Source organism: Marinobacterium sp. YM272 (genome assembly GCF_050908845.1).
Classification (GTDB): Bacteria; Pseudomonadota; Gammaproteobacteria; order Pseudomonadales; family Balneatricaceae; genus Marinobacterium_D.
In genome coordinates this window covers 3,183,089-3,203,754 of record NZ_CP194171.1, presented here as the reverse complement: position 1 = coordinate 3,203,754, position 20,666 = coordinate 3,183,089, and the positions used below count along the sequence as shown (strand labels likewise).

The 20,666-nt window shown below is 56.0% G+C and carries 19 protein-coding genes; 13 read left to right on the top strand and 6 right to left on the bottom strand.

Annotated elements, in window-relative coordinates:
- Positions 1 to 51: 51 nt before the first annotated feature.
- Entirely contained in the window at positions 52 to 1,053 is a 1,002-nt protein-coding gene (locus ACQUQP_RS14275; RefSeq protein WP_432695703.1) for a TAXI family TRAP transporter solute-binding subunit, read from the bottom strand.
- 114 nt (positions 1,054 to 1,167) lie between these two features.
- Here ACQUQP_RS14275 and ACQUQP_RS14270 point away from each other — a divergent pair, with 114 nt between their 5' ends.
- The 6 genes from ACQUQP_RS14270 to ACQUQP_RS14245 all read left to right on the top strand — a co-directional run bounded on the left by ACQUQP_RS14270 (position 1,168) and on the right by ACQUQP_RS14245 (position 6,934).
- Positions 1,168 to 2,100, top strand: a complete 933-nt coding sequence (locus ACQUQP_RS14270; protein WP_432695702.1) for a LysR family transcriptional regulator — start codon at positions 1,168 to 1,170, stop codon at positions 2,098 to 2,100.
- A 132-nt stretch (positions 2,101 to 2,232) separates the two neighbouring features.
- Complete coding sequence (locus tag ACQUQP_RS14265) at positions 2,233 to 3,075, top strand: MurR/RpiR family transcriptional regulator (RefSeq protein WP_432695701.1); 843 nt, start codon at positions 2,233 to 2,235, stop codon at positions 3,073 to 3,075.
- 209 nt (positions 3,076 to 3,284) lie between these two features.
- A complete protein-coding gene (locus ACQUQP_RS14260; RefSeq protein ID WP_432695700.1) occupies positions 3,285 to 4,316 on the top strand; it encodes a TRAP transporter substrate-binding protein in 1,032 nt (343 codons plus the stop codon).
- Positions 4,317 to 4,338: 22 nt separating this feature from the next.
- Positions 4,339 to 4,905 (top strand): TRAP transporter small permease subunit, encoded by a 567-nt coding sequence (locus tag ACQUQP_RS14255; RefSeq protein ID WP_432695699.1) that lies wholly within the window; start codon positions 4,339 to 4,341, stop codon positions 4,903 to 4,905.
- On the top strand, positions 4,905 to 6,206 hold the full coding sequence (locus ACQUQP_RS14250; RefSeq protein ID WP_432695698.1) for a TRAP transporter large permease: 1,302 nt from the start codon (positions 4,905 to 4,907) through the stop codon (positions 6,204 to 6,206). The genes ACQUQP_RS14255 and ACQUQP_RS14250 overlap by 1 nt, the downstream gene beginning before the upstream one ends.
- Positions 6,207 to 6,208: 2 nt before the next feature.
- Positions 6,209 to 6,934 carry an aspartate/glutamate racemase family protein gene (locus ACQUQP_RS14245; RefSeq protein WP_432695697.1) on the top strand — a complete coding sequence of 242 codons (726 nt, stop codon included), beginning with the start codon at positions 6,209 to 6,211 and terminating at the stop codon, positions 6,932 to 6,934.
- Between the two features lie 107 nt (positions 6,935 to 7,041).
- On the opposite strand, the gene ACQUQP_RS14240 is transcribed toward ACQUQP_RS14245, so the two are convergent.
- The gene (locus tag ACQUQP_RS14240; protein ID WP_432695696.1) at positions 7,042 to 7,401 is read right to left on the bottom strand and encodes a hypothetical protein; all 360 of its coding nucleotides are present in this window, start codon (positions 7,399 to 7,401) and stop codon (positions 7,042 to 7,044) included.
- A 257-nt stretch (positions 7,402 to 7,658) separates the two neighbouring features.
- On the opposite strand from ACQUQP_RS14240, the gene ACQUQP_RS14235 reads away from it, so the two are divergent.
- The gene (locus tag ACQUQP_RS14235) at positions 7,659 to 9,548 is read left to right on the top strand and encodes a B12-binding domain-containing radical SAM protein (RefSeq protein ID WP_432695695.1); all 1,890 of its coding nucleotides are present in this window, start codon (positions 7,659 to 7,661) and stop codon (positions 9,546 to 9,548) included.
- 67 nt (positions 9,549 to 9,615) lie between these two features.
- Here the strand turns inward: ACQUQP_RS14235 and ACQUQP_RS14230 are convergent, their stop codons facing one another.
- Together ACQUQP_RS14230 and ACQUQP_RS14225 are read right to left on the bottom strand one after the other, a co-directional pair.
- Entirely contained in the window at positions 9,616 to 10,257 is a 642-nt protein-coding gene (locus ACQUQP_RS14230) for a hypothetical protein (protein ID WP_432695694.1), read from the bottom strand.
- Positions 10,258 to 10,261: 4 nt separating this feature from the next.
- Positions 10,262 to 10,603 carry a DUF1508 domain-containing protein gene (locus tag ACQUQP_RS14225; RefSeq protein WP_432695693.1) on the bottom strand — a complete coding sequence of 114 codons (342 nt, stop codon included), beginning with the start codon at positions 10,601 to 10,603 and terminating at the stop codon, positions 10,262 to 10,264.
- Between the two features lie 453 nt (positions 10,604 to 11,056).
- Here ACQUQP_RS14225 and ACQUQP_RS14220 point away from each other — a divergent pair, with 453 nt between their 5' ends.
- Positions 11,057 to 11,476, top strand: coding sequence for a rhodanese-like domain-containing protein (locus tag ACQUQP_RS14220; RefSeq protein WP_432695692.1), 420 nt, complete (start codon positions 11,057 to 11,059; stop codon positions 11,474 to 11,476).
- Between the two features lie 44 nt (positions 11,477 to 11,520).
- Here the strand turns inward: ACQUQP_RS14220 and ACQUQP_RS14215 are convergent, their stop codons facing one another.
- Complete coding sequence (locus tag ACQUQP_RS14215; protein ID WP_432695691.1) at positions 11,521 to 12,162, bottom strand: lipase family alpha/beta hydrolase; 642 nt, start codon at positions 12,160 to 12,162, stop codon at positions 11,521 to 11,523.
- 198 nt (positions 12,163 to 12,360) lie between these two features.
- Here ACQUQP_RS14215 and ACQUQP_RS14210 point away from each other — a divergent pair, with 198 nt between their 5' ends.
- Together ACQUQP_RS14210 and ACQUQP_RS14205 are read left to right on the top strand one after the other, a co-directional pair.
- Positions 12,361 to 14,370 carry a primary-amine oxidase gene (locus ACQUQP_RS14210; protein WP_432695690.1) on the top strand — a complete coding sequence of 670 codons (2,010 nt, stop codon included), beginning with the start codon at positions 12,361 to 12,363 and terminating at the stop codon, positions 14,368 to 14,370.
- A gap of 33 nt (positions 14,371 to 14,403) precedes the next feature.
- Positions 14,404 to 15,195, top strand: coding sequence for a cytochrome c oxidase assembly protein (locus tag ACQUQP_RS14205; protein ID WP_432695689.1), 792 nt, complete (start codon positions 14,404 to 14,406; stop codon positions 15,193 to 15,195).
- On the opposite strand, the gene ACQUQP_RS14200 is transcribed toward ACQUQP_RS14205, so the two are convergent.
- On the bottom strand, positions 15,132 to 16,103 hold the full coding sequence (locus ACQUQP_RS14200; protein WP_432695688.1) for a helix-turn-helix domain-containing protein: 972 nt from the start codon (positions 16,101 to 16,103) through the stop codon (positions 15,132 to 15,134). The genes ACQUQP_RS14205 and ACQUQP_RS14200 overlap by 64 nt on opposite strands.
- 297 nt (positions 16,104 to 16,400) lie before the next feature.
- On the opposite strand from ACQUQP_RS14200, the gene pobA reads away from it, so the two are divergent.
- The 3 genes from pobA (at position 16,401) to htpG (ending at position 20,550) form a co-directional block, all read left to right on the top strand.
- Positions 16,401 to 17,615 carry a 4-hydroxybenzoate 3-monooxygenase gene (pobA, locus tag ACQUQP_RS14195; protein WP_432695687.1) on the top strand — a complete coding sequence of 405 codons (1,215 nt, stop codon included), beginning with the start codon at positions 16,401 to 16,403 and terminating at the stop codon, positions 17,613 to 17,615.
- 215 nt (positions 17,616 to 17,830) lie between these two features.
- A complete protein-coding gene (locus tag ACQUQP_RS14190) occupies positions 17,831 to 18,544 on the top strand; it encodes a DUF599 domain-containing protein (protein ID WP_432695686.1) in 714 nt (237 codons plus the stop codon).
- Between the two features lie 86 nt (positions 18,545 to 18,630).
- Positions 18,631 to 20,550, top strand: a complete 1,920-nt coding sequence (gene htpG / locus ACQUQP_RS14185) for a molecular chaperone HtpG (protein ID WP_432695685.1) — start codon at positions 18,631 to 18,633, stop codon at positions 20,548 to 20,550.
- Positions 20,551 to 20,666: the final 116 nt, after the last annotated feature.

The window sequence follows — 20,666 nt, the reverse complement described above, 5'->3', positions numbered from 1 at the left end:
TTGAGACGGGCCGGCGGGGCCGCCGGCCTTGACGCTCGGAAAGGGGCGCAGTTAGAGCAGGTTTTCGGGGACCTCGATCCCTTTTTCCTGGTAGTAACGCACGGCACCGGGGTGCAGCGGTACGTTTACACCGGTAAAGGGTTGACTGGCGTCGATCTGTTTCATCAGCGCGTTAGCCTGCTTCATGGTGTCGAGGTTTTCCCAGAACGCCTTGGTTACCTTGTAGGCAGTATCGTCATCCATCTTGGCATTGGCGACGATGCTCATCAGCGTGGTGCCAGTATGAATTTCCTGGTCGCCGTTAACCTGGCCGGAGTAGGTGTTAGGCGGGATGGTTGCTTCACCGATCACCTGGTCGGCGGCATAGTCTGCCCAGGCTTTGGAGGCGAGAACATCTTCACCGATAGAGAGGATACGAATCGGGCGCTGCAGGCTCAGTTCGTTCAGAGACTGGGCGCCAATCGGGTAGAAGCCCACGTACAGATCGAACTGGCCATCCTGGAACGCCTGCATGGCGGAGCCCCAGGGGATTTTTACACCTTCGTAGTCGGTGCCAGCCTTGTAGCCACCGGTAGCCTGCTCGAGCATGCCTGCTGTCTGGCCAGCGGCTGCACCGGCCGGCGGGCCGATAAATACACGCTTGTCCTTGATATCCTTCCAGTCTTGGATATCTGAGTCAGCCCAGACAATGGAGTGCATGACGCTGGCAGAGAAGCCGAACAGTGCGCGCAGGTTGCCAGAAAGCTTTTTGGCCTGCTCAGCTGTGTTCTTGTACGGGCCAACCCCTTTTTTCATGGCATTGATAGCCGGTGGGGGGGCAACGGCAAGATCCAGCCTGCCAGCGGCTACCTTGATGATCGACTTGGTCAGGGACTGGCCAAGGACCACCTGCAGGCTTACACCTTCCTGTGCGGCATAAGGGGCGATAGATTGGGGAACGATTCCGGTCAGGGAGGCGGAGCCGGCTCCTTCGAAGCTAAGAGATTGTGCCTGAGCGGCAAAAGCTGAGATGGAAAGGGCGCCAGCAATGACTGTTCTTTTGATGAGGTTCACTGTGCATTCCTCTTGTTATCGTTTTTATATGAATAGATTGTAGTTTGATGATAGAAGTATTGAAGGGTATAAATGAAATTGTTTTTTAGTGGGTAGGTATACAAAAAAGAATAGATGGATCCGCGTTTACTCAAACAGCTCTCAGTCATCGTGAAGTGTGGTTCGCTAAGTCGCGCCGCTGAACGCCTCAACGTCACACAGCCGACACTGACCCGCGCCGTTCAGGTCATCGAGAACCAGGTGGGTGGTCCCGTTCTGGTGCGAACCGCCAACGGTGTGCGGCCAACCGATATCGGATCCCGCCTGGCGGAGGTCGGTGAGCGTATCAATGACTATGCCGAGCACACACGCACCCTGATAGAACAGTGGCGGCAGGGGCTCGGAGGGGAAGTCCGGGTTGGTGTGGGGCCGCTGCTTGCTCTGGGAGCGATCAACGGTTTCTTTCCTGAAGCGATTGCCGACAGCCGTTCGGTGGTCCACTTTGTCACAGCCACCGCTTCGACCCTGATCCGGCAGATGCACGAGGGGGATCTGGACCTGGTGCTGACTCCGGCCAATATCGATGTGGTCCAGGAGGACCTTCAACGGCAGATCATCTTCCACGATGAAATTGGCATCTTTGCCGGTGTGGACTCTCCTTTCTATGGAGATAAGTCGCTGATTCAGCCGGAAACGCTGAGGTCGCAGCACTGGATACAGTCCGGCGCCAGCTCCGGGATCTATGAGGCGCTGGATTCAGCGCGCTTCAGTAGCCCGGCGCAGATGATCTTTACCGGTGGCATCGACATGGTTATCTCGCTGTTGCAGACCAGCGATATCATGGTGGCCCTGCCAAAGCGGCTTACCCTGCTCTCCGGCCGCGTCGGTGATGATCATCTGCTGGATGTCGATACCCTGTTGCCGCGCCGGGATATCGCGCTGTGGATGCCCAAGCGCAATCTTGAGCGGCCGGACGTGACCGATTTAGCGGAACGGCTGAAGCGTTTCTTCCTTGATCTCGACGAGACGGCGGCGGGTAGGACATCGAACTTTAACGAGGGTGACTGACTTTTAGAACCTAAAGGTAGCGCGGGCTAGTCTGGCCGGGCCCCCTCACAGTCCTGTTTCAGCAGCAGGCTGTTGCGCTTCGATACCTAACATGACCATACTTCATGAAACTCTGATTTCTTAAGGTGTGTCGTGAGTCCAAAAGAACAGTCCTTCCTCTCGCGGGTCCGAGCGATTCTTCCGGAACTGCATCCTGCCGAGCGTCGCCTCGGTGACTTCGTCTGTGATTTCCCTGGTGAAGTCGCCAGTTATTCTGCCCAGGAGCTTGCTGCTCTGGCCCATGTGTCTAAGGCCACGGTATCGCGATTTATTCAACGTCTTGGATATGAAAACTACGAAGAGGCCCGGCGCCACGCAAGGGCAGAGCGGCAGAGCGGGTCCCGGCTGTTTCTGGCTGCAGCCTCCGATTCCGACGATGGGCAGTCGGTTAGCGCCCATGTCACGCAAAGTATCCAGAACCTCGAAAACACCTTTATCTCCGTTGGTGAGTCGCAGGCGAACTCCATTGCCGAGGCTATTCTTGGCGCCCGTAAAGTCTGGGTTATCGGCTTCAGGGCCAGTTCTGCCTTTGCTGTTTACCTGCAATGGCAGCTCACCCAGGTTATTGAGGAGGTCGTGGCGATACCCGGGGCCGGCCAGACTCTTGGTGAGCATCTGGTCAGCATGTCTAAGGATGACGTGGTGATCGTTTTTGGCCTGCGTCGCCGTGTCACCCAGATCGATCCACTCATTGAGCAGATAAACAAGCAGAAGTCCCGGCTGCTTTATATCACCGATGAAAGCGTTGCCTTTCAGAAAAGTGCCGAATGGCACCTCCGCTGCCAGACTTTGGCACCTGGGCCCCTGTTTAACCATGTCTCCGTGATGGCGCTTTGTCACCTGATCATCTCGCGTTGCATCGAAACCGCCGGTGCAAAGGGCCGCTCACGCCTGCGCAGCATTGAAGCGTTGAACGACGTTCTGGACGAATTGTGAGCACTTTCGGTGCACTGTAAGAAATAAATGACTCATAATTAAGCACGTGAAACCCTGGTTTCTTGGTGGCGATTAGCGTTGAGCCAGGCTAACTTTATGTATCTATTTGTGAAACTGTGGTTTCATAGAATTTGGTATGAAACTTGTATTCCTTTTGGTGTGCGCTGAATAAGCCAAACTCTTACTGACCGATAAAAAAGGACAATCTCATGCTGAAGAAACTGATACTACCGCTGGCAGCCCTGGCTCTGCCTACTGCAGCCCTGGCCGATACGATCAACCTGCGTGTTCTGGGTCAGCCCTCAGGCTCTGGACTTATCGCTCAACAGAAAGAGCAGCCCTTTTTCGAACAGCTGGCTGAGAAAACCGGCCTCGATATCAAGGTGGAATACCTGCCGGTCGATGTTGCTGGCATACCCGATACCGACGGTTTGCGGGTCTTGAAGTCAGGCCTGTTCGACATCGTATCTATCCGCGGCCCGCAGGTAAGCCGTGATGAGCCTTCAATCCTCGGCCTGGACCTGGTCGGTCTGAATACCAGCTACGAAGCCGGTAAAAAACATATGGATGCGTTCAGCGGTTACGTCGGTAATCGTATGGAATCCCAGTTCAATGCGAAGCTGCTGGGTGTATGGCCGGCGGGCCCCCAGGTTCTTTTCTGCGAGCCCTCAATCCAGGGATTGAGCGACCTGGATGGACTCAAGGTGCGTGTCGGCGATCAAAGCGCGGCTAACTTTGTTGCCAAGCTGGGCGCGACGGGCATCTCCATGCCATTCGGGGAGGTCCAGCAGTCTCTGGCGCGCGGTGTGGTTGATTGCGCTATTACCGGTCCTGCATCGGCCAACTCCGGTGGCTGGCCGGAAGCCACTACTACTGTTCTGCCTATCGCACTGCAGATGGCGGTAAACGGGTATGCGATCAACACCAAGACCTGGTCCAAGTTCACACCAGAGCAGCAGGAGAAGCTGGCTGCGGGTATCAGTGAATTGAATGAGGAAATCTGGGCCTTCTCCGAAGAACTCTACCTGGATGCCATGCACTGCAATACCGGTAATCCGGATTGCCAGCGCGGTAAACCCTATTCACTGGTCGAAGCTGCGGTTTCAGAGGCTGACCTGAAAACAGTGGCTCAGGCTGTTAGTGCAGTCTCTCTGCCTGTCTGGGCTGAACAGTGCAACGCCGTTGCCGCCGATTGTGAAGCGGTCTGGCGTGAAACTGTCGGTGCTGAGCTCGGCCTTTAAGCGCTGAGTCGAGGAAGAGAATATGCATACCTATGCTCGTACGCTTGGCATCATGTTCGGGGTCATATTGTTCTCGCTGTCAGCGGTTATTACGCTGGAAACGCTGCTAAGGAAATTGTTCTCCTTTTCCCTCGGCGGCATCGATGAGCTGGGCGGCTATGCGATAGCCGTCGCGGCTCCGCTTGCATTCACCCTGGCACTGATCGACAACTCGCACATACGGATCAATCAGTTAACTGGTCGCATGCCCGAGAAAGCCCAGGCTTTGCTGAACGTGGCTGCGACGCTGTCCATGGCGTTGTTGTCGATATTTTTCCTCTATTTCACCGTGCAAACCGTTATGGATACGCACACCTATAAGTCGATCGCGCAAACCCCTTGGGCGACGCCACTCATCTATCCCCAGGTGATCTGGCTGGTTGCCATGCTGACTTTCCCTGCAGCGACGGTGATCCTCGCATTCAGGGCACTCGCGAGACTGCTCAAGCGTGATTGGGCCGCGCTCATCAACCAGTTTGGGCCGGTGTCGGCGCAACAGGAGCTGCAGGCGGAATTGGATGATCTGAAAAAGCGGGAGGGGTTTGAGTAATGAGTATCATGATAGTGGGGCTCGGTTTTGCTGCCATGCTCGCGCTGATGCTGTTGAGCATTCCGGTTGCGGTCGCAATCATCAGCGTTGGCGCGATCGGGGGTTACCTGATGTACGGTATGCCGCTGGTCGATATGATGGGCGGTGTTATCTGGTCCAGCCTCAATAGCCACACGATGCTGGCGATTCCTCTGTTTATGCTGCTTGGCGAACTGCTGCTGCGTGGTGGTATTGCCGATCGCATGTATGACGCCATGGCCGTGTGGCTGGCGCGTCTGCCGGGTGGTCTGCTGCATACCAATGTGGCTACCTGCACGCTGTTTTCCGCGACCTCCGGTTCGTCCGTCGCAACGGCGGCAACGGTGGGTACCATCGCGCTGCCTGCGTTAAAGCAGTATCAGTATGAGCCCCGTCCGTCGCTGGGTTCTCTGGCCGCCGGCGGCACCCTGGGGATTCTGATCCCGCCGAGCATAAACCTGCTTGTGTACGGCTCCATCGCTAATACGTCCGTGGGCCAGCTATTTGCCGCCGGTGTGGTGCCAGGCATTTTGATGGCGCTTTGTTTCTCGGCTTACATCTTTATCGCTCACGGCAATGCCGGCAGTAAGGCGACGGATCTTGTAAACAAGCCCTACGCCGAGAAGCTGCGGCTGGCAAAGCACCTGATACCGCCGCTGGTAATCTTCGGTGTGGTGATGGGCTCTATCTACGGCGGACTGGCTACACCCACCGAGTCAGCCGCTATCGGTGTAATGATCGCCCTGGTTTTTGTGGCCCTTAACCGGCGTTTGACCGTCGATCTGCTGATCGAGTGCTCGATCCACGCGGCTAAAACCAGCGGTATGGTGATGATCGTGCTGGTATGCGCGTTGTTGCTCAATGTAACCATTTCAATGACGGGCGCTGCGCAGGCGGTAACCCAGTGGATCGCATCGTTTGAAATGCACCAGCTTTCTCTGCTGTTGGTCTTACTGCTGTTCTACATCGTGCTTGGCACGTTTATGGATGCCATGTCGATGCTGGTTCTGACGGTGCCGATCGTCATCCCGATCGTCGTTGCCGCCGGCATTGACCCGGTCTGGTTCGGTATCTTCATTGTCATCATGTGCGAAGTCGCGCTGATCACTCCACCCATTGGCATGAACCTGTTCGTGGTTCACGGAGTCCGCGTTGACGATGGTCCGTATAGCGATGTCACCCGGGGTGCACTTCCTTACGTAATTATCATGATGTTGTTTACGGTTCTGCTGATGATCTTTCCTGGCATCGTCATGTGGCTGCCTGAACTGTTGGCGGGGTGATCATGACTACTCGAATGAATGAAGCGGGTGCCTCGCAGCGACGCCTGCTGGTGATTAACCCCAATACAAACCGGACGATCAGCGCCAGGGTACAGAGCGAGTCAGAGAAAATAGCGGATACCAATACAGCGATAACGGTGGTTAATCCGGAATTTGGTCCGCTTTCCATTGAGACGGCAGAGCACCGCAGCGAAGCGGTTCCGCTGGTTATCTCTCTTGCTGAGTCCTCTCTCAGCGCGGGTTACGATGCCTATGCACTGGCCTGTTTCGATGACATAGGACTTTTCGAAGTACGTCGTATGGCCGGAGTGCCTGTGGTAGGACCTTGTGAAGCGGGTATTGCGGCAGCGCGTACAGTGGCGGAGCGATTTACGATCGTGACAACCGTTCACTCTGCGGTGCCGGGTATTAAGAAGCTTATCGAGCGTTATGGCGTCAGCGACATCTGCACGGTGCGGGCTGCCGGCATCGGGGTTGCGGCTGCGGCAGCAGGAAACGAGGCCACGGAAGAGATCGTCCTGAAGACTATCAAAGAGGCAATTGAGCTGGATGGGGCGCAGGCGATAGTGCTTGGCTCTGGCGGGCTCACGGGGAGTGCTCTGTCTTTCAGTCAAAGGGCAGGGGTGCCGGTGATCGATGCTGTTATGGCGGCGGTTAAAATGGCGGAAGGGCTGGCCAGCATGCGATCAATATCCAGGCGCTATCTCGATTCGGCGGTGCCCGGCTAGTGGGACCACCCGATCAGTCAAAGCCTGAGGCATTTTGCCACGATAAAAGATCGGGAAAGCTCCCGGTCTTTTCCTGTTTTGGGGGCGCTGGCTTTCAGTTAGCCCGGTCAGTGCCGCGCCCTGAACAGCCCCTCTCCGGGTGCCATATCGTTTCTCACCGCATCACGGATCGAGCTATCGATCTCCTTTGAATCGGCGGCATACCGTCCGCACTTTGCCAGCGCCTTGCGCAGGCGGATCACTTTACCGAGGTATTCATACACCACGCGGGCGCAGCAGAGCATGGGTTCGCTGTTGTCCAACACGCCCATCTTGAGCCCGGTCAGCAGCTGGGCGATTCCCCGGTAGCGTTTGAACTGAGGCCGGCTGATATTAAGCCGTCGGCACACTTTCGCGATCGATTTATAGTAGCTGCAAAGCAGGCACAGGTTTGATGCCAGATCTGCTTGTATTTCAGGCTGGTTCATCGTTAACCTCAAGAGTAGAGGTCGCGCAGTTCCGGCTGAACAGGCTGTCTCTTATAGTCTACAGCAGCGCGACGGTGTGCCGGCCTGGGGTGGGAGTCTTAACTCTATCAGTGAGAAAACCTGAGTTAAATCGTCCCCCAGGGCTTAGGTTTCAGTCGTAATTGATTGAAAGTAAAAACAGATCTACCGCTTCAGCGTCGCAGGTTTTTGTATAAACCTGGTAATTCAGAATTAAAATTCGATGAATGGAGATCATGATGAATCAACCTGCAGCGAGAAGCCTTGCCGAAAACCTGAGCCGTGCAGCACGGCGATTCCGATCCCCAATCAGCAAGCTGAATATTGACGGCAACCCCGCTTCTGTTCTGCAGATCATCATTATCCGTCCGACCCGCTATGACGATGATGGCTACCCCATTCAGTGGTACCGAGCCTCCCTTCCGTCGAACTCGCTTGCCTGTGTGAATGGTCTGGCGCTGGATTCTGCGGAACGAAAAGTACTGGGTGAAAATGTTGAGATCCGTGTTACTGCATTCGATGAAGCAAGTGACGTGGTTTCCTATCCCAAGCTGATAAAAAAGCTTGAAGCATCCGGCCATAACGTTTTGGTCTGCCTGGCCGGTGTGCAGAGTAATCAATTTCCCCGCGCGATGGATATCGCGGAGATTTTTCGCAAGGCCAATATGCAGGTTTGCCTCGGTGGCTTTCATGTTACCGGCTCCATCAGCATGCTGAAGGAGCTGCCGGAAGAACTTATAGCCGCGCAACAGATGGGGGTTTCCCTGTTCTCGGGTGAGGCCGAAAACGGGCGCTTTGATCTGGTGGTCAAGGACGCCTGGAGTCGGAGCCTGAAGCCTCTCTATGATTTTACCTCGGCAATGACCGACCTGGAGGGGGAGCCCTTTCCGTACCTCCCGCTGGAGATGATCGAGGGTAATATTACCAGTCTATCGACAATCGATTTGGGACGAGGCTGCCCCTTTACCTGCTCATTCTGCTGCATAATCAATGTACAGGGCCGTAAAAGCCGCTCCAGGAGCGTTGACGATCTTGAGAAAATGATCCGCAGAATATTTGCGGAAGGCAGCAAGCACGTCTTTATTACCGATGATAACCTGGCCCGAAACAAGGATTGGGAGGCGCATTTTGATCGGTTGATAGAACTGAGAAAAGAAGGCATAAAATTAAGCCTCGTTATTCAGGTCGATACTCTTTGTCATAAAATACCTGGTTTTATTGAAAAAGCTGTTGCTGCAGGCGTAAAGCAAGTTTTTGTTGGGTTGGAAAATATAAACCCGGAAAACCTGGTTGCCATGAAAAAACGGCAGAACAAAATAACAGAATACCGAAAGATGCTGCTCGAATGGAAAAAGTTTCCCGTGCTCATCTGGGGTGCCTATATATTGGGTTTACCGGGGGATACGCGAAAATCGATTCTCAGAGATATAGATATCATCAAGAAAGAACTGCCGATCGACCTTTTTAATCCCTCAGTATTGACGCCGCTGCCAGGCTCGGAAGACCATCTAAAAATGCGCAACGACGGCGTCTGGATGGATCCGGATCTGAATAAATATGACCTGACTCACAGGGTAATTCATCACCCGAACATGTCCGATGAGGAATTCGATAAGCTCTATGTGGAGGCCTGGGACAGGTACTATACGAAGGAGCAGATGGAAACGGTGCTGAAGCGGATGTTTGCTCTTAAAAGTAACCTGAGGTTAATTACGGTAGAGCGTTTAATCGGCTTTGGCGTTGTGACGCGAGTCAATAACCTGCGTTCCTATGATATGGGATTGTTTAGGCGTAAGAACAGGCTTGCTCGCAGAAAGGGTTTTGCAAAAGAGCCATTTTTATCCTTTCATATGCGCAACACCTACCAGTCATTACGTAATGTAAGCATCATCTACTCTTCATACAGGAAGCTCTACAAGCTGATGAGACGTCTCGACAGTGACCCTAAAAAGCTTGAGTACACCGATACTGCCATTACCTGGCCAAATGATGATGAGATGGAAGTGCTGCAGATGTACACCGATACTCAGGGTGGTAAAGGTGCGGTGGAGAAGCATGAACGCTTAAAAGCGAAACGGATCAGGGACGCCGCTGCTGTCGGGACCTTTCAGCCCGACCCTCAGAGCTGACTTAAGGCCAGGGCATCCGGCCTCTATCCACCCGGTATTTCTCTTCAGCAGGGCACCGCAAGGAGGCTTATCCGGCCTCCGATATTTTCTCAGCCGCCGGCTCGCTGTTGATTAGGCTCTCCTCGTTCCGGCCCTGCTTGTCCTCCAGCAGTGCCAGATAGATCCGAAGCTCCGCAAAGAGTGCGTCGTAGACCAGAAACGCCTCTTCACTGTCACCCTTATTCATCTCGGCGATTTCGGTGAAGAAGCGGTTGAGCATTTTAAGCAGGGTATCGATGCTCATCGCCAGCCAGGCATCGTTGGTGACCCATTTGTCGATAAATTCATCGAGGCGCATGAAGGTACGCTTCAGCAGGGGGTAGTTGGTGCGGATCTCTTTCGTCTGCTTGAGCAACAGATAGAACTCGTAGGTTTCATCCGCGAATTTGCGTGGCTGGCTCACATCCATCAGGTACCGGCCGCGATACTGCTCATGCAGCGCATCGAACCGATCGACGAAAACCTGCTCGCTATCCAGTTCTGCAAAAGGAGAGAGTGTGTCGCCCAGCATCAGGTAGGTTTTGTTCAGCTCGGCAACCATCAGATTGAACTGCTGATTAAAATCGCCGGAACGGAGCAGCGTATTGACCGTGCGGGCGATGCCATCCCACTCGGAGGCGGTGGCACACACACTGGTCATCTCCCGGATCAGAGTCAGTTCTATCGCCATGGCATCAGTTACCCGCGGTCAGGTCAGTGATTTCGGCAACGCAGGCGTTGTCCTTCACCTGATGCAGGCTACTGTCAAAATCCATCTGGGAACTGAACAGCTGGCTTTTGGCGATGATCTGGCCGCCGCCATTCTTGATGACAAAGAAGGTGTCGCCGGCCGGGACCTTGCCTGCAGCAATAAGATGCCCCATCAGGCTGCCGGTGCGTACATCGCCGATCGCCTGTTCAGCCTCCTCCCGGGATGGATACTCGCCGCCGATCAACAGATCGTTGCCATCATTGCCGACCAGGGTGAAATGAAACTGCTGCTCGGTGGTGGTCCTCAGTTCGAAGGTAGCTGCCATATCATTATCCTCGGTATCAGATGCTGAGTTCGGAGTGCTTCACTATTCAGGTTTATGAAGATCACGTCTGCAAAGGCGATGCCACCAATTTGGCTATGATTTTAAAAGGTTTTTTGTAATGGGTAGGTGTCGAATCAGAGGTTATGTGGCATTGCCGACATTGAGAGTGACGGTAGAACAGGTTTTCACTACCCCCGTAATGACTGGTAAGTGCCGGGAGTGACAGCGTCGACAAAGGCGAAGGTGACCATCGAAATCAGCAGCGTGAACATGCGCGTTTCCAATACAGGGGGTCTGGTGACTGCAGGGGAGGCAGCGGGCGCGTGTATTGAACGAAATCACAGATCTGTCCTCTACCTGGAAATAGAGGCGCGATTTTAGTCCTGGGTGTCATCATTAGATATTTCTAATGTAGGATAAAGAAAGCCGAGTTTCTGATTAAAGGAGCGAACAATGGCGAACAAACTGACTGTCCTGATCACTCTGCTGCCTGCCCTCCTGATGAGCCTGTTTGCCCAGGCGGGTCCCGTGGAGGATGCTGGTTGGCAGAAGATCGCCGACGGGGCTCTGCTGGTCGATGTGCGTACTGAGCAGGAATATAACAGCGGCCATCTCGAGGGTGCTCAGCTGATTCCCTACCAGCAGGTGGTGCAGCAGTTTGCCGCGCGCGGGATCCCCAAGGATCAGCCGGTCGTGCTCTACTGCCGCAGTGGTAACCGCGCCGGTATTGCAGAAGCTGCGCTGCGTGAAGCGGGGTATACCCGGCTGTTCAATGCCGGTGGTTACCAGGCGCTGGCGGCAAGCAAACCCGCCGATCTGGCCAATGAAGACTCGGTTGCCTGCAAACCGGCAGCGGGTGAGCCCGCCTGCTGAATAGGGCATAGGGCTCTGAGCCCTATGTGAGACTCACGCCTTCATCAGCGGGGGCTATCAGAGTCAAACTTACCCCGCTCTAAAAAATTCAGTGTCTTCTCGTAGACCTCGGTGACCAGAATCAGCTGCGTATGGCTGTAGGGAAGCACGATGTGGTCAGTTTCACCCTGCAGATGGGTTTCGCTGACCGATACGGTGCCATCCGAGGGTTCTGCACTAGGTGCGATTAGCGGCAGGAAGCCAACACCGCCGTCACCGGCAATGCTGCCGAGAGGAATGTTCTGCTCCCAGTCTGGTCTGTTTTCAATCAGCCCTTTCTCCATGCTCTGACCCAGAAGAGCGCCGAGTTTCTTTGACTTCATCCATTGGGCAATCGCCGCGCCCTGATGCGGCGTGCCGATGGTGACTACCTTGCGAATGGCGTGATTTGCGCCGCTAGATGCAAGATAGGCCCGTGCCAGTAACCCCCCCAGCGAATGGCAGACGAGATACACCTCATTGGACTGAATCGCATCAAGGTGCGCGCACAGCTTCTCGATGTTGAGTTCCAGTGACTCGGATGTTGTCTTGTAGCCAAACGCGCTGGTTGCATAACCCCGGGCTTCAAACCAGCGCGCCATGGGGCGCATGACCAGGGGGTTCATGTAGAGGCCATGAATGAAAACGATATGGGGCTGGTCAGGCACCTGTAATTCTCCCGAGGCGCAGCGTATATAAGAAGCATGATGGATGGGGTGTACTCAGATCTATAGGATCACAGCCACTGATGTAAAGCCAGACCGGATAGGGTGAACCCAGAGTCCTTGGTTGCCGTTTTGTGATAATCCCCCGCGCGCATTTCCCTAGGATGGAGTGAAGCTCAATCATCAGTTAGAGGAAATGCCATGAACGTCTGCTGCTCGTCGGAGTCCTTCAAGCCCGAAACCACCCCCGGTGTTGTTGCCACCCATCCACTCGATCCACTCTCGGTAGAGGAGCTTGAGCTGGCCACGACGCTGCTGACGGAGCAGAAGTCTCTGTCCAACGCCTGCCGTTTTCCTTATCTGCAGCTGGCGGAGCCGCCGAAAGCCGAGGTGCTGGCGCATGAGCCCGGCAAGGCGTTCTCCCGCAAGGCGTTTGCGCTGGTGCTGGACAAGGACAGCGGAGAGATGGCCGAGGCGATCGTCGACCTGGTGGATCAGGAGGTGGTTGAGTGGACGCCGCTGGATCCCGCAGATTCCGGTCAGGCACCGATCATGATGGAGGAGTTTTTCACCTGCGTCGAGATCGTGCAGAAGGACCCGCAATGGCGTGCGGCCGTAAAACGTCGCGGTTTGACCGACGAGGATATCGAGAAGATCCAGATCGATCCCTGGTCTTTCGGTTACTTTGGTGACGACCCGAAATACAAGGGACGTCGCCTGATGCGCGGTGTGGCCTTCTACCGCGACGAGATGGTCGATAACGGCTATGCCCATCCCATTGAAGGGCTGGTAGCGATTATCGATCTGAATGAGGAGCGGGTGATCGAGCTGCTCGATGACGGTCGCGATACCCCGATTCCCAAGACCAAGCGCAACTACGACACGCCGTCCCTGGGCGAACCGCGTGAGGGACTCAAACCTTTGCATATCGTTCAGCCGGAGGGCGTCAGCTTCCAGGTCGATGGCTGGAAAGTGAGCTGGCAGAACTGGGAGTTCCGTGTCGGTTTCACGCCGCGTGAAGGTCTGGTGCTGAACCAGCTGAGCTATAACGACAAGGGCAAAACACGCCCGATCATCTACCGCGCCAGTGTCAGTGACATGGCGGTGCCATACTCCGATACGGCCCTGAACCACTACTGGAAATGCGCCTTCGATGGCAGCGAGTACGGCCTTGGTCGTCTCGCCAACCAGCTTGAGCTGGGCTGTGACTGCCTCGGTGCGATCCGCTATTTCGATATTCCCGCCGTGGATGACAAGGGCGAGTCGTTCCTGATGAAGAACGCCGTCTGCATGCACGAGGAGGACTACGGCACACTCTGGAAGCACTACGAGTTCCGGACCGGCGTGTTCGAAGTGCGCCGCTCACGCCGTCTGGTGATCAGCTTCTTCTGCACCGTCGGCAACTACGACTACGGCTTTTACTGGTACCTCTACCAGGACGGCACTATCCAGCTGGAAACCAAACTCACCGGCATCATCCAGACCGCCGGACTGATACCGGGCACACGGCCTGAATGTGGCGGCGGGCTGGTGACGCCGGAGATCTACGGCCCGACCCATCAGCACTTCTTCAATGCCCGTCTGCACATGATGCTCGATGGCGAGCAGAACAGCGTGATGGAAACCAATTTCAGCCCGCTGGAAACCGGTGACGCCAACCCCTGGGGCAGCGCCTTCAAAACCGAAGCAACACTGCTCAAGACCGAGCAGCAGGCCGCGCGCCAGGCGAATGGCCAGACCGGGCGTTTCTGGAAAATCATCAACCCGAACGTGAAAAACGCGGTCGGCAACCCCACCGGCTACAAACTGGTGGCGGAGCACAACCCGGCCATACTGGCCCAGCCCGACAGTTATATCGGTCGCCGTGCCGGCTTCGCCCGCAACCATGTCTGGGTAACGCCTTACGATCCCGACGAGCTATACGGTACCGGCAAGTACACCAACCAGCATCCGGGGGACGGGCTGCCGAAGTACGTCGAGCAGAACCGCAGCGTCGAGAACACCGATATCGTGCTCTGGCACACCTACGGCCATACCCATATCTGCAAACCGGAGGATTTTCCGGTGATGCCGGTGGAGTACGTGGGCTTCACGCTCAAGCCGAACAACTTCTTCAATGCCAACCCGGCCATGGATCTGCCCGGCAGCAAGGACAGTGGCAGCGTCAATGCGCATGAGGATCAGCAGGGGGCCAGCAGCTGCTGTAGCTGAATCTCCCTGTGTTGATTTGAAGAGGAAGCACCGATGATGAATCTGCCACTCGGGTTGATGCTGTTTGATCTGTTAGCGTCATCTTCGCTCGTGCTGGGTCTGCTCACACTGAGCCGCAAGCTCGGACTGGCCCGGGGACCGATGCTGCTCGGGAGCATCCTGTTCCTGCTCGGCATGCTGCCCTGGGGCGATCAGCTGGCGCGATTTTCGATCTGGCTGCACAGCCTGCAGAGTGTGGCGATTCATCATCTGGCGCCGATGCTGTGGATGCTGGCGCTGACCGGGGCTAAGCGCACTGAGGGTGTGCGACGTACCGGTCGAGCACCGGCACCTGCTGTCGCCCTATTGCTGGTGTTCGCGCTGCTGTCCTGGATTTGGATGTTGCCGTCGCTGCACACGGCGCTGATGCACGATGCCGTGCTCTACATGGCAATGCGCTGGGCCATGGCGCTGAGTGGGCTGGCGCTGCTGCTTGCTGTGTGGCAAACGAAGGCTGCCTGGCAAGCGAGGGGAGCATATAGCAGCGAAGAAAGCGGATATCGGTTGGGCTTATGGATCAATCTGTCCATGTCTGGCCCGATGCTGGCCTGGGGTGCGACGATGCTGGTCGTGCCCGACCTATACAACGCGGTACATACAACGATGGATCACAGCATGATGCTGGCAGCGCTGCCTGAGTTTCTTGTCCTCCCGATGGTGTTGGATCAGCGTCTTGGCGGCGGTCTGTTCCTGCTGTTTGGTCTAACCTGTTTGGTGATGCCTTACCGGCCGGCGTTGCTGCGGGTGGCCGAGGGGGTCTCACCGAAGAGGCGGCGATACTCCTGACCGAAATAGCCCAGATGAAAAAATCCCCAGTTAGCGGCGACCGACGTGATCGGCAGATCGGTAGTCAGCAGCTGACGCCGTGCCGCGTTCAGTTTTACCGAGCGTAGATATTTGCTCGGCGAACAACCGGTCACTTTCTCGAAGCTGTAATTCAGTGAACGTCGCGGAATATCCAGTTGCTTGCACAGCTGCAGGATACTGGCGGTGGCCCCTTCGTCCGATGTCACATAAGCGTGGCTCGCATGGACGATATGGTGATGGTAGTTGCCAAGCGGCTGAGGTTTGCCCAGACCCAGCGCCTGATCGTAAAGCTCCAGTGCCAGGAGTAACAGGCGGTCACGAATACCGCACTCCATGGCTGCCGTGGAGCTGGGGCAGGCACTTTTTGGGCATCCGCTGCCACCCTGGGTCAGCGCTTCCATCTCTTTAAGGTGAGACAACATCTTGCCCCGGGCCCGGTGAAGCTGCTCCGGCGTCAGCGGTGTTCCCTGGCTGCGACGCGAGTCGCTTAACAGCTCAAGATCATCCGGACTCAGCGTTGATTCCATCTGCGCCTGGTCCAGTGCTATCACCGCGTAATCGGTCTCCGGCGGTGCGACGAAAAAGAAATCCTGATCGAAGGGCAGCAAGGTGATGCCATCGGACAGCACGCAACGTGCCTGATCAGAGGTTTTACGTGCCTCCAGCCGCAGCGGGATCAGCAGACCATACTGTCCGGCCGGTGTGTGGGTGTGCTGGGCCACGCCGCAGTTCATTCTCTCGCGGAACAGGCGTACGGGCCCGACCCGGACATCTTGCAGATAGCCTTCAAAGCGCCCCTCTGTGATCTGGTCGTATTCCTGCGGCCAGTGCGTCAGTGATTGGGCGTGCTGATTCACTTCGGTGAAGGTTTCTGTGCAGATATCCATTCAGAGTCCCCGGTTGCTGTATGACGGCTGCGCCTTGAGGGCAGGGGGATTTAGCAAAATACGGGCCTGGGAAAATGGTTCAAAGCGGGCTTTGCCTGCCTGAAACCGGTGCATACATGCCAGCAGGTTGCCTGTTCTGCACTATGCTTGGGACATAACTGCTACCGGTGAGTGGTATCGGCTACTGGTTGCCTGTGTTCGAAAAGTGCAAGTACAAGGAGAAATCCTCCATTCTTTGGCAGCCCGAACTGTTGGAACATTGCTCTCACCCAACCAACGACAAAACAAGAGATTGCGATGAAGACTTTAAAAACTCAGGTTGCCATCATTGGCGCAGGTCCCTCCGGTTTGCTGCTCGGTCAGCTGCTTAGCAAGCAGGGCATCAGCAACATCATTCTTGAGCGCCAGACAGGCGAGTATGTCCTTGGCCGTATCCGCGCAGGTATCCTTGAGCAGGGCTTTGCCGATCTGGTACGTGAAGCCGGCGTTGCCGAGCGTATGGATGCAGAAGGCCACGTCCACGAGGGCGTTGAACTGTCTGTGAATGGCGAGCGTCATCGCATCGATCTGAAAGAACTGACCGGTGGCGACGTGGTTGTCTGCTACGGCCAGGTTGAAATCACCCGCGACCTGATGGAAGCGCGCGAAGCGGCCAAGCTGGAAACCTACTACCTGGCCAGCGAAGTTCAGCCGCACGACGTCAAGTCCGACACTCCGTATGTAACCTTCACCCACGATGGCGAAGAGTACCGTCTGGACTGCGATTACGTTGCCGGCTGCGACGGCTTCCACGGTGTTTCCCGTCAGACCATCCCGGCAGAGCTGCGCACCGAGCATGAGCGCGTTTACCCGTTCGGCTGGCTGGGCCTGATGGCTGACGTACCGCCGTGTAACGAAGAACTGATCTACGCCATGAGCGACCGCGGTTTCGCCCTGGCGAGCCAGCGCTCCCTGACCCGTTCCCGTTACTACCTGCAGGTGCCCCTCACCGACAAGGTTGAAGACTGGTCCGACGAGCGTTTCTGGGATGAGCTGAAGAAGCGTCTGCCCGCTGACGTTGCTGCAAACATGCAGACCGGTCCGAGCATCGAAAAGAGCATCGCACCGCTGCGCTCTTTCGTCTGCGAGCCGATGCAGTACGGCAACATGTTCCTGGTCGGCGATGCAGCACACATCGTACCGCCTACCGGTGCCAAGGGTCTGAACCTGGCCGCATCCGACGTGGCGACGCTTTACAAGATCCTGACCCGTGTCTACAAGGACGGTGACAAGGATTGCATCAGCCAGTACTCCGAGATCGCACTGCGCCGTGTCTGGAACGGTGAGCGTTTCTCCTGGTGGATGACCAACATGATGCACGACTTCGAAGGCGAAGTGTCCAGCACCGGTATGGACCCGCTGATGCAGAAGCGTTTCATGGAATCCGAGCTGAATTACTACCTGAACAGCGAAAACGGCCGCAAGGTGATCGCTGAGCAGTATGTCGGTCTGCCGTACGAAGATCCGAAGTAAGGTTAAGAGTAAGGTTAGATTTAAGGTCTCTAGTTAGAAGTCCCTTTTAATGCCCACCTCGTGTGGGCATTTTTTATGTCCGCCGTATGCGGCCCCGTACCCTGGCGTTGATCAGAACGGTTCAGTTTATTCGATGCGGGGTCAACTTCAGGGCAGACAGCCGGGCCGAACGCCGCTAAGCTGATGATATTACTCACCTGATTAGCGCAGATATCATGCTTGAAACCATTCAGCTCTTCACCGAAAACTGGCTCAATATTGTGGCGTTAGCCTGGTTTCTGATCTGTTTTCGCGGCTATATGTGGTACGCCAAGAAAAAGAGCTATACCACCTCCTGTCTGGCCAGCGTGATGCATATGTATCGCAAGGAGTGGATGATGCGGGTGCTCACCCGCGATGTCCGCATCGCCGATACGGCGGCGGTGGCGAACCTGGAGCGCACGGTGGCGTTTTTCGCCTCGACCACAATGCTGGTGCTGGCCGGTTTGATGACGCTGCTCAGCTACACCGACCGGGCGATTACACTGGTTCAACACCTGCCAATGGTACATCCCTCGACGCCGCTGGAGTGGGAAGTAAAGCTACTGGTGCTGCTGACGTTGTTCGTTTATGCCTTTTTCAAGTTCACCTGGAGCCTGCGTCAGTACGGCTTTGTCTCGGTGATGATCGGTTCCTCGCCGCTGCCCAGTGATGGTCTGGATGAAAAGCAGATCCAGGCTCACGCCACGCGGATGGCACGTATGGGCTCCATGGCGGCCAACAACTTCAATGTGGGGCTGCGCACCTACTACTTCAGTCTGGCGGTGCTCTGCTGGCTGATCAATCCCTGGTTGTTCATGCTGGTGTCCGCCGGTGTGGTCTATGTGCTCTACCATCGTGAGTTCACCTCGCCGACCCTGAAGACGCTGATGATGAGCACCAAGCTTTAAAACGACTTTTTTCCTTGAAATCCATTAGGCCGTCCCCATCTCTGCAGAAGACAATAAATCGCTATGTGGAGTTGGGTAGACGACCTATGAGCACAGAAACACAGAAAGAGACCCTTGGCTTTCAGACAGAAGTGAAACAGCTGCTCCAGCTGATGATTCACTCGCTCTATTCAAACAAGGAAATCTTCCTGCGCGAGCTGATTTCCAACGCTTCCGACGCGGGCGAAAAGCTGCGCTTTGAAGCGCTGTCGAACGCCGATCTGTATGAAAACGATGGCGACCTGAAGGTCTACGTCGAGTTCGACGAAGCCGCCAAGACCGTGTCTATTGCCGATAACGGCATCGGCATGAGCCGTCAGGACGTTATCGAGCACCTGGGTACCATCGCCAAGTCCGGTACCGCCAGCTTCCTCTCCAACCTGACCGGCGACCAGGCCAAAGACAGCCAGATGATCGGCCAGTTCGGTGTTGGTTTCTACTCCGCCTTTATCGTGGCTGACCAGGTTGACGTGTTTACCCGTCGCGCCGGTCTCGACGCCAGCGAAGGTGTGCACTGGTCCTCAACTGGCGAAGGTGAGTTCAGCATCGAGCCGGTAGATCTGCCTCAGCGCGGTACCAAGATCGTGCTGAAGCTGAAAGAGGGCGAAGAGGAGTTTGCCAACGGCTTCCGTCTGCGTAGCCTGGTTCGCAAGTATTCCGACCATATCGCTATTCCGGTGCTGATGCAGAAGGAAGAAGCGCCGGCTGCAGACGAAGACGAGAACAAAGAAGAGAGCAAGGCGCCGGAGTTTGAAAGCGTCAACACCGCGACGGCTCTCTGGTCCCGCAGCAAGAGCGAGATCACCGACGAGGAGTACAAGGAGTTCTACAAACACGTCTCCCACGACTTCGCCGATCCGATGACCTGGGCGCACAACCAGGTGGAAGGCAACATGGAATACACCAGCCTTCTCTACCTGCCGGAGCGTGCACCGTTCGACCTGTGGAACCGTGATGCGCCGAAAGGCCTGAAGCTGTACATCCAGCGTGTCTTCATCATGGACCAGGCGGATGAGTTCCTGCCGCTGTACCTGCGCTTCATCAAGGGTGTGGTTGATTCCAAAAACCTGTCCCTGAACGTCTCCCGCGAGATCCTGCAGAAGGATCCGAACGTGGACAAGCTGCGCACCGCGCTGACCAAGCGTGCGCTGGACATGCTGGCGAAGCTGGCCAAGAACGACGCCGAGAAGTACAACGAATTCTGGAAAGAGTTCGGTCAGGTACTGAAGGAAGGTCCGGCCGAGGATCACACCAACCGCGAGAAAGTTCTCAAGCTGCTGCGCTTTGCGTCCACCCACAACGACAACGCCGAACAGACCGTGGGTCTGGACGACTATGTCAGCCGCATGAAGGAAGGTCAGGAGAAGATCTACTACGTGGTGGCCGACTCCTACAACGCCGCCAAGAGCAGCCCGCACCTGGAGATCTTCCGCAAGAAGGGCATCGAGGTTCTGCTGCTGTCCGAGCGTATCGACGAGTGGATGATGAGCCAGCTGTTCGACTTCGACGGCAAGTCCTTCCAGGATGTCAGCAAGGGTGAGCTGAACCTGGGCGACACTGAAACCGAAGAAGAGAAGAAAGAGCAGGAAGAGGTTGCCAAGCAGATGGAAGGCCTCACCGAGCGCCTGACCACTGCCTTCGGCGAACGCGTCAACGAAGTGCGCGTCACTCACCGTCTGACCGAATCACCGGCCTGCCTGGTTGTCGGTGACTACGACATGGGTGCGCAGATGCGTAAGATCATGGAAGCCGCCGGCCAGCCGGTACCGGAAGTGAAGCCTACTTTCGAGTACAACCCGCAGCATCCGCTGATCGCCAAACTGGACCAGGAGCCGGACGAAGATCGCTTCAAGGACCTGGCCCTGACCCTGTTCGATCAGGCAGACCTCGCGGCCGGTGGCCAGCTGGAAGATCCGGCGGCCTACATCAGCCGCCTCAACAAGTTGCTGCTTGAACTGAGCGCCTGATAGCCCAACGGGCTTGAGCTCCGAAACTCCCCGGTGATGATCTCGCCGGGGAGTTTTTTATTGCCTGTCATCTCCTGCTGAACTGCCTCGCTGACATCCCGGCTCCCGACTTCTAT

What these genes read in the sequence shown, in the direction of transcription:
- ACQUQP_RS14270 (WP_432695702.1), top strand. Translation starts at nt 1,168, where the DNA reads ATGGATCCGCGTTTACTCAAACAGCTCTCAGTCATCGTGAAGTGTGGT.
- ACQUQP_RS14260 (WP_432695700.1), top strand. Translation starts at nt 3,285, where the DNA reads ATGCTGAAGAAACTGATACTACCGCTGGCAGCCCTGGCTCTGCCTACT.
- ACQUQP_RS14255 (WP_432695699.1), top strand. Translation starts at nt 4,339, where the DNA reads ATGCATACCTATGCTCGTACGCTTGGCATCATGTTCGGGGTCATATTG.
- ACQUQP_RS14250 (WP_432695698.1), top strand. Translation starts at nt 4,905, where the DNA reads ATGAGTATCATGATAGTGGGGCTCGGTTTTGCTGCCATGCTCGCGCTG.
- ACQUQP_RS14245 (WP_432695697.1), top strand. Translation starts at nt 6,209, where the DNA reads ATGACTACTCGAATGAATGAAGCGGGTGCCTCGCAGCGACGCCTGCTG.
- ACQUQP_RS14240 (WP_432695696.1), bottom strand. Translation starts at nt 7,401, where the DNA reads ATGAACCAGCCTGAAATACAAGCAGATCTGGCATCAAACCTGTGCCTG.
- ACQUQP_RS14235 (WP_432695695.1), top strand. Translation starts at nt 7,659, where the DNA reads ATGAATCAACCTGCAGCGAGAAGCCTTGCCGAAAACCTGAGCCGTGCA.
- ACQUQP_RS14230 (WP_432695694.1), bottom strand. Translation starts at nt 10,257, where the DNA reads ATGGCGATAGAACTGACTCTGATCCGGGAGATGACCAGTGTGTGTGCC.
- ACQUQP_RS14225 (WP_432695693.1), bottom strand. Translation starts at nt 10,603, where the DNA reads ATGGCAGCTACCTTCGAACTGAGGACCACCACCGAGCAGCAGTTTCAT.
- ACQUQP_RS14220 (WP_432695692.1), top strand. Translation starts at nt 11,057, where the DNA reads ATGGCGAACAAACTGACTGTCCTGATCACTCTGCTGCCTGCCCTCCTG.
- ACQUQP_RS14210 (WP_432695690.1), top strand. Translation starts at nt 12,361, where the DNA reads ATGAACGTCTGCTGCTCGTCGGAGTCCTTCAAGCCCGAAACCACCCCC.
- ACQUQP_RS14205 (WP_432695689.1), top strand. Translation starts at nt 14,404, where the DNA reads ATGATGAATCTGCCACTCGGGTTGATGCTGTTTGATCTGTTAGCGTCA.
- ACQUQP_RS14200 (WP_432695688.1), bottom strand. Translation starts at nt 16,103, where the DNA reads ATGGATATCTGCACAGAAACCTTCACCGAAGTGAATCAGCACGCCCAA.
- pobA (WP_432695687.1), top strand. Translation starts at nt 16,401, where the DNA reads ATGAAGACTTTAAAAACTCAGGTTGCCATCATTGGCGCAGGTCCCTCC.
- ACQUQP_RS14190 (WP_432695686.1), top strand. Translation starts at nt 17,831, where the DNA reads ATGCTTGAAACCATTCAGCTCTTCACCGAAAACTGGCTCAATATTGTG.
- htpG (WP_432695685.1), top strand. Translation starts at nt 18,631, where the DNA reads ATGAGCACAGAAACACAGAAAGAGACCCTTGGCTTTCAGACAGAAGTG.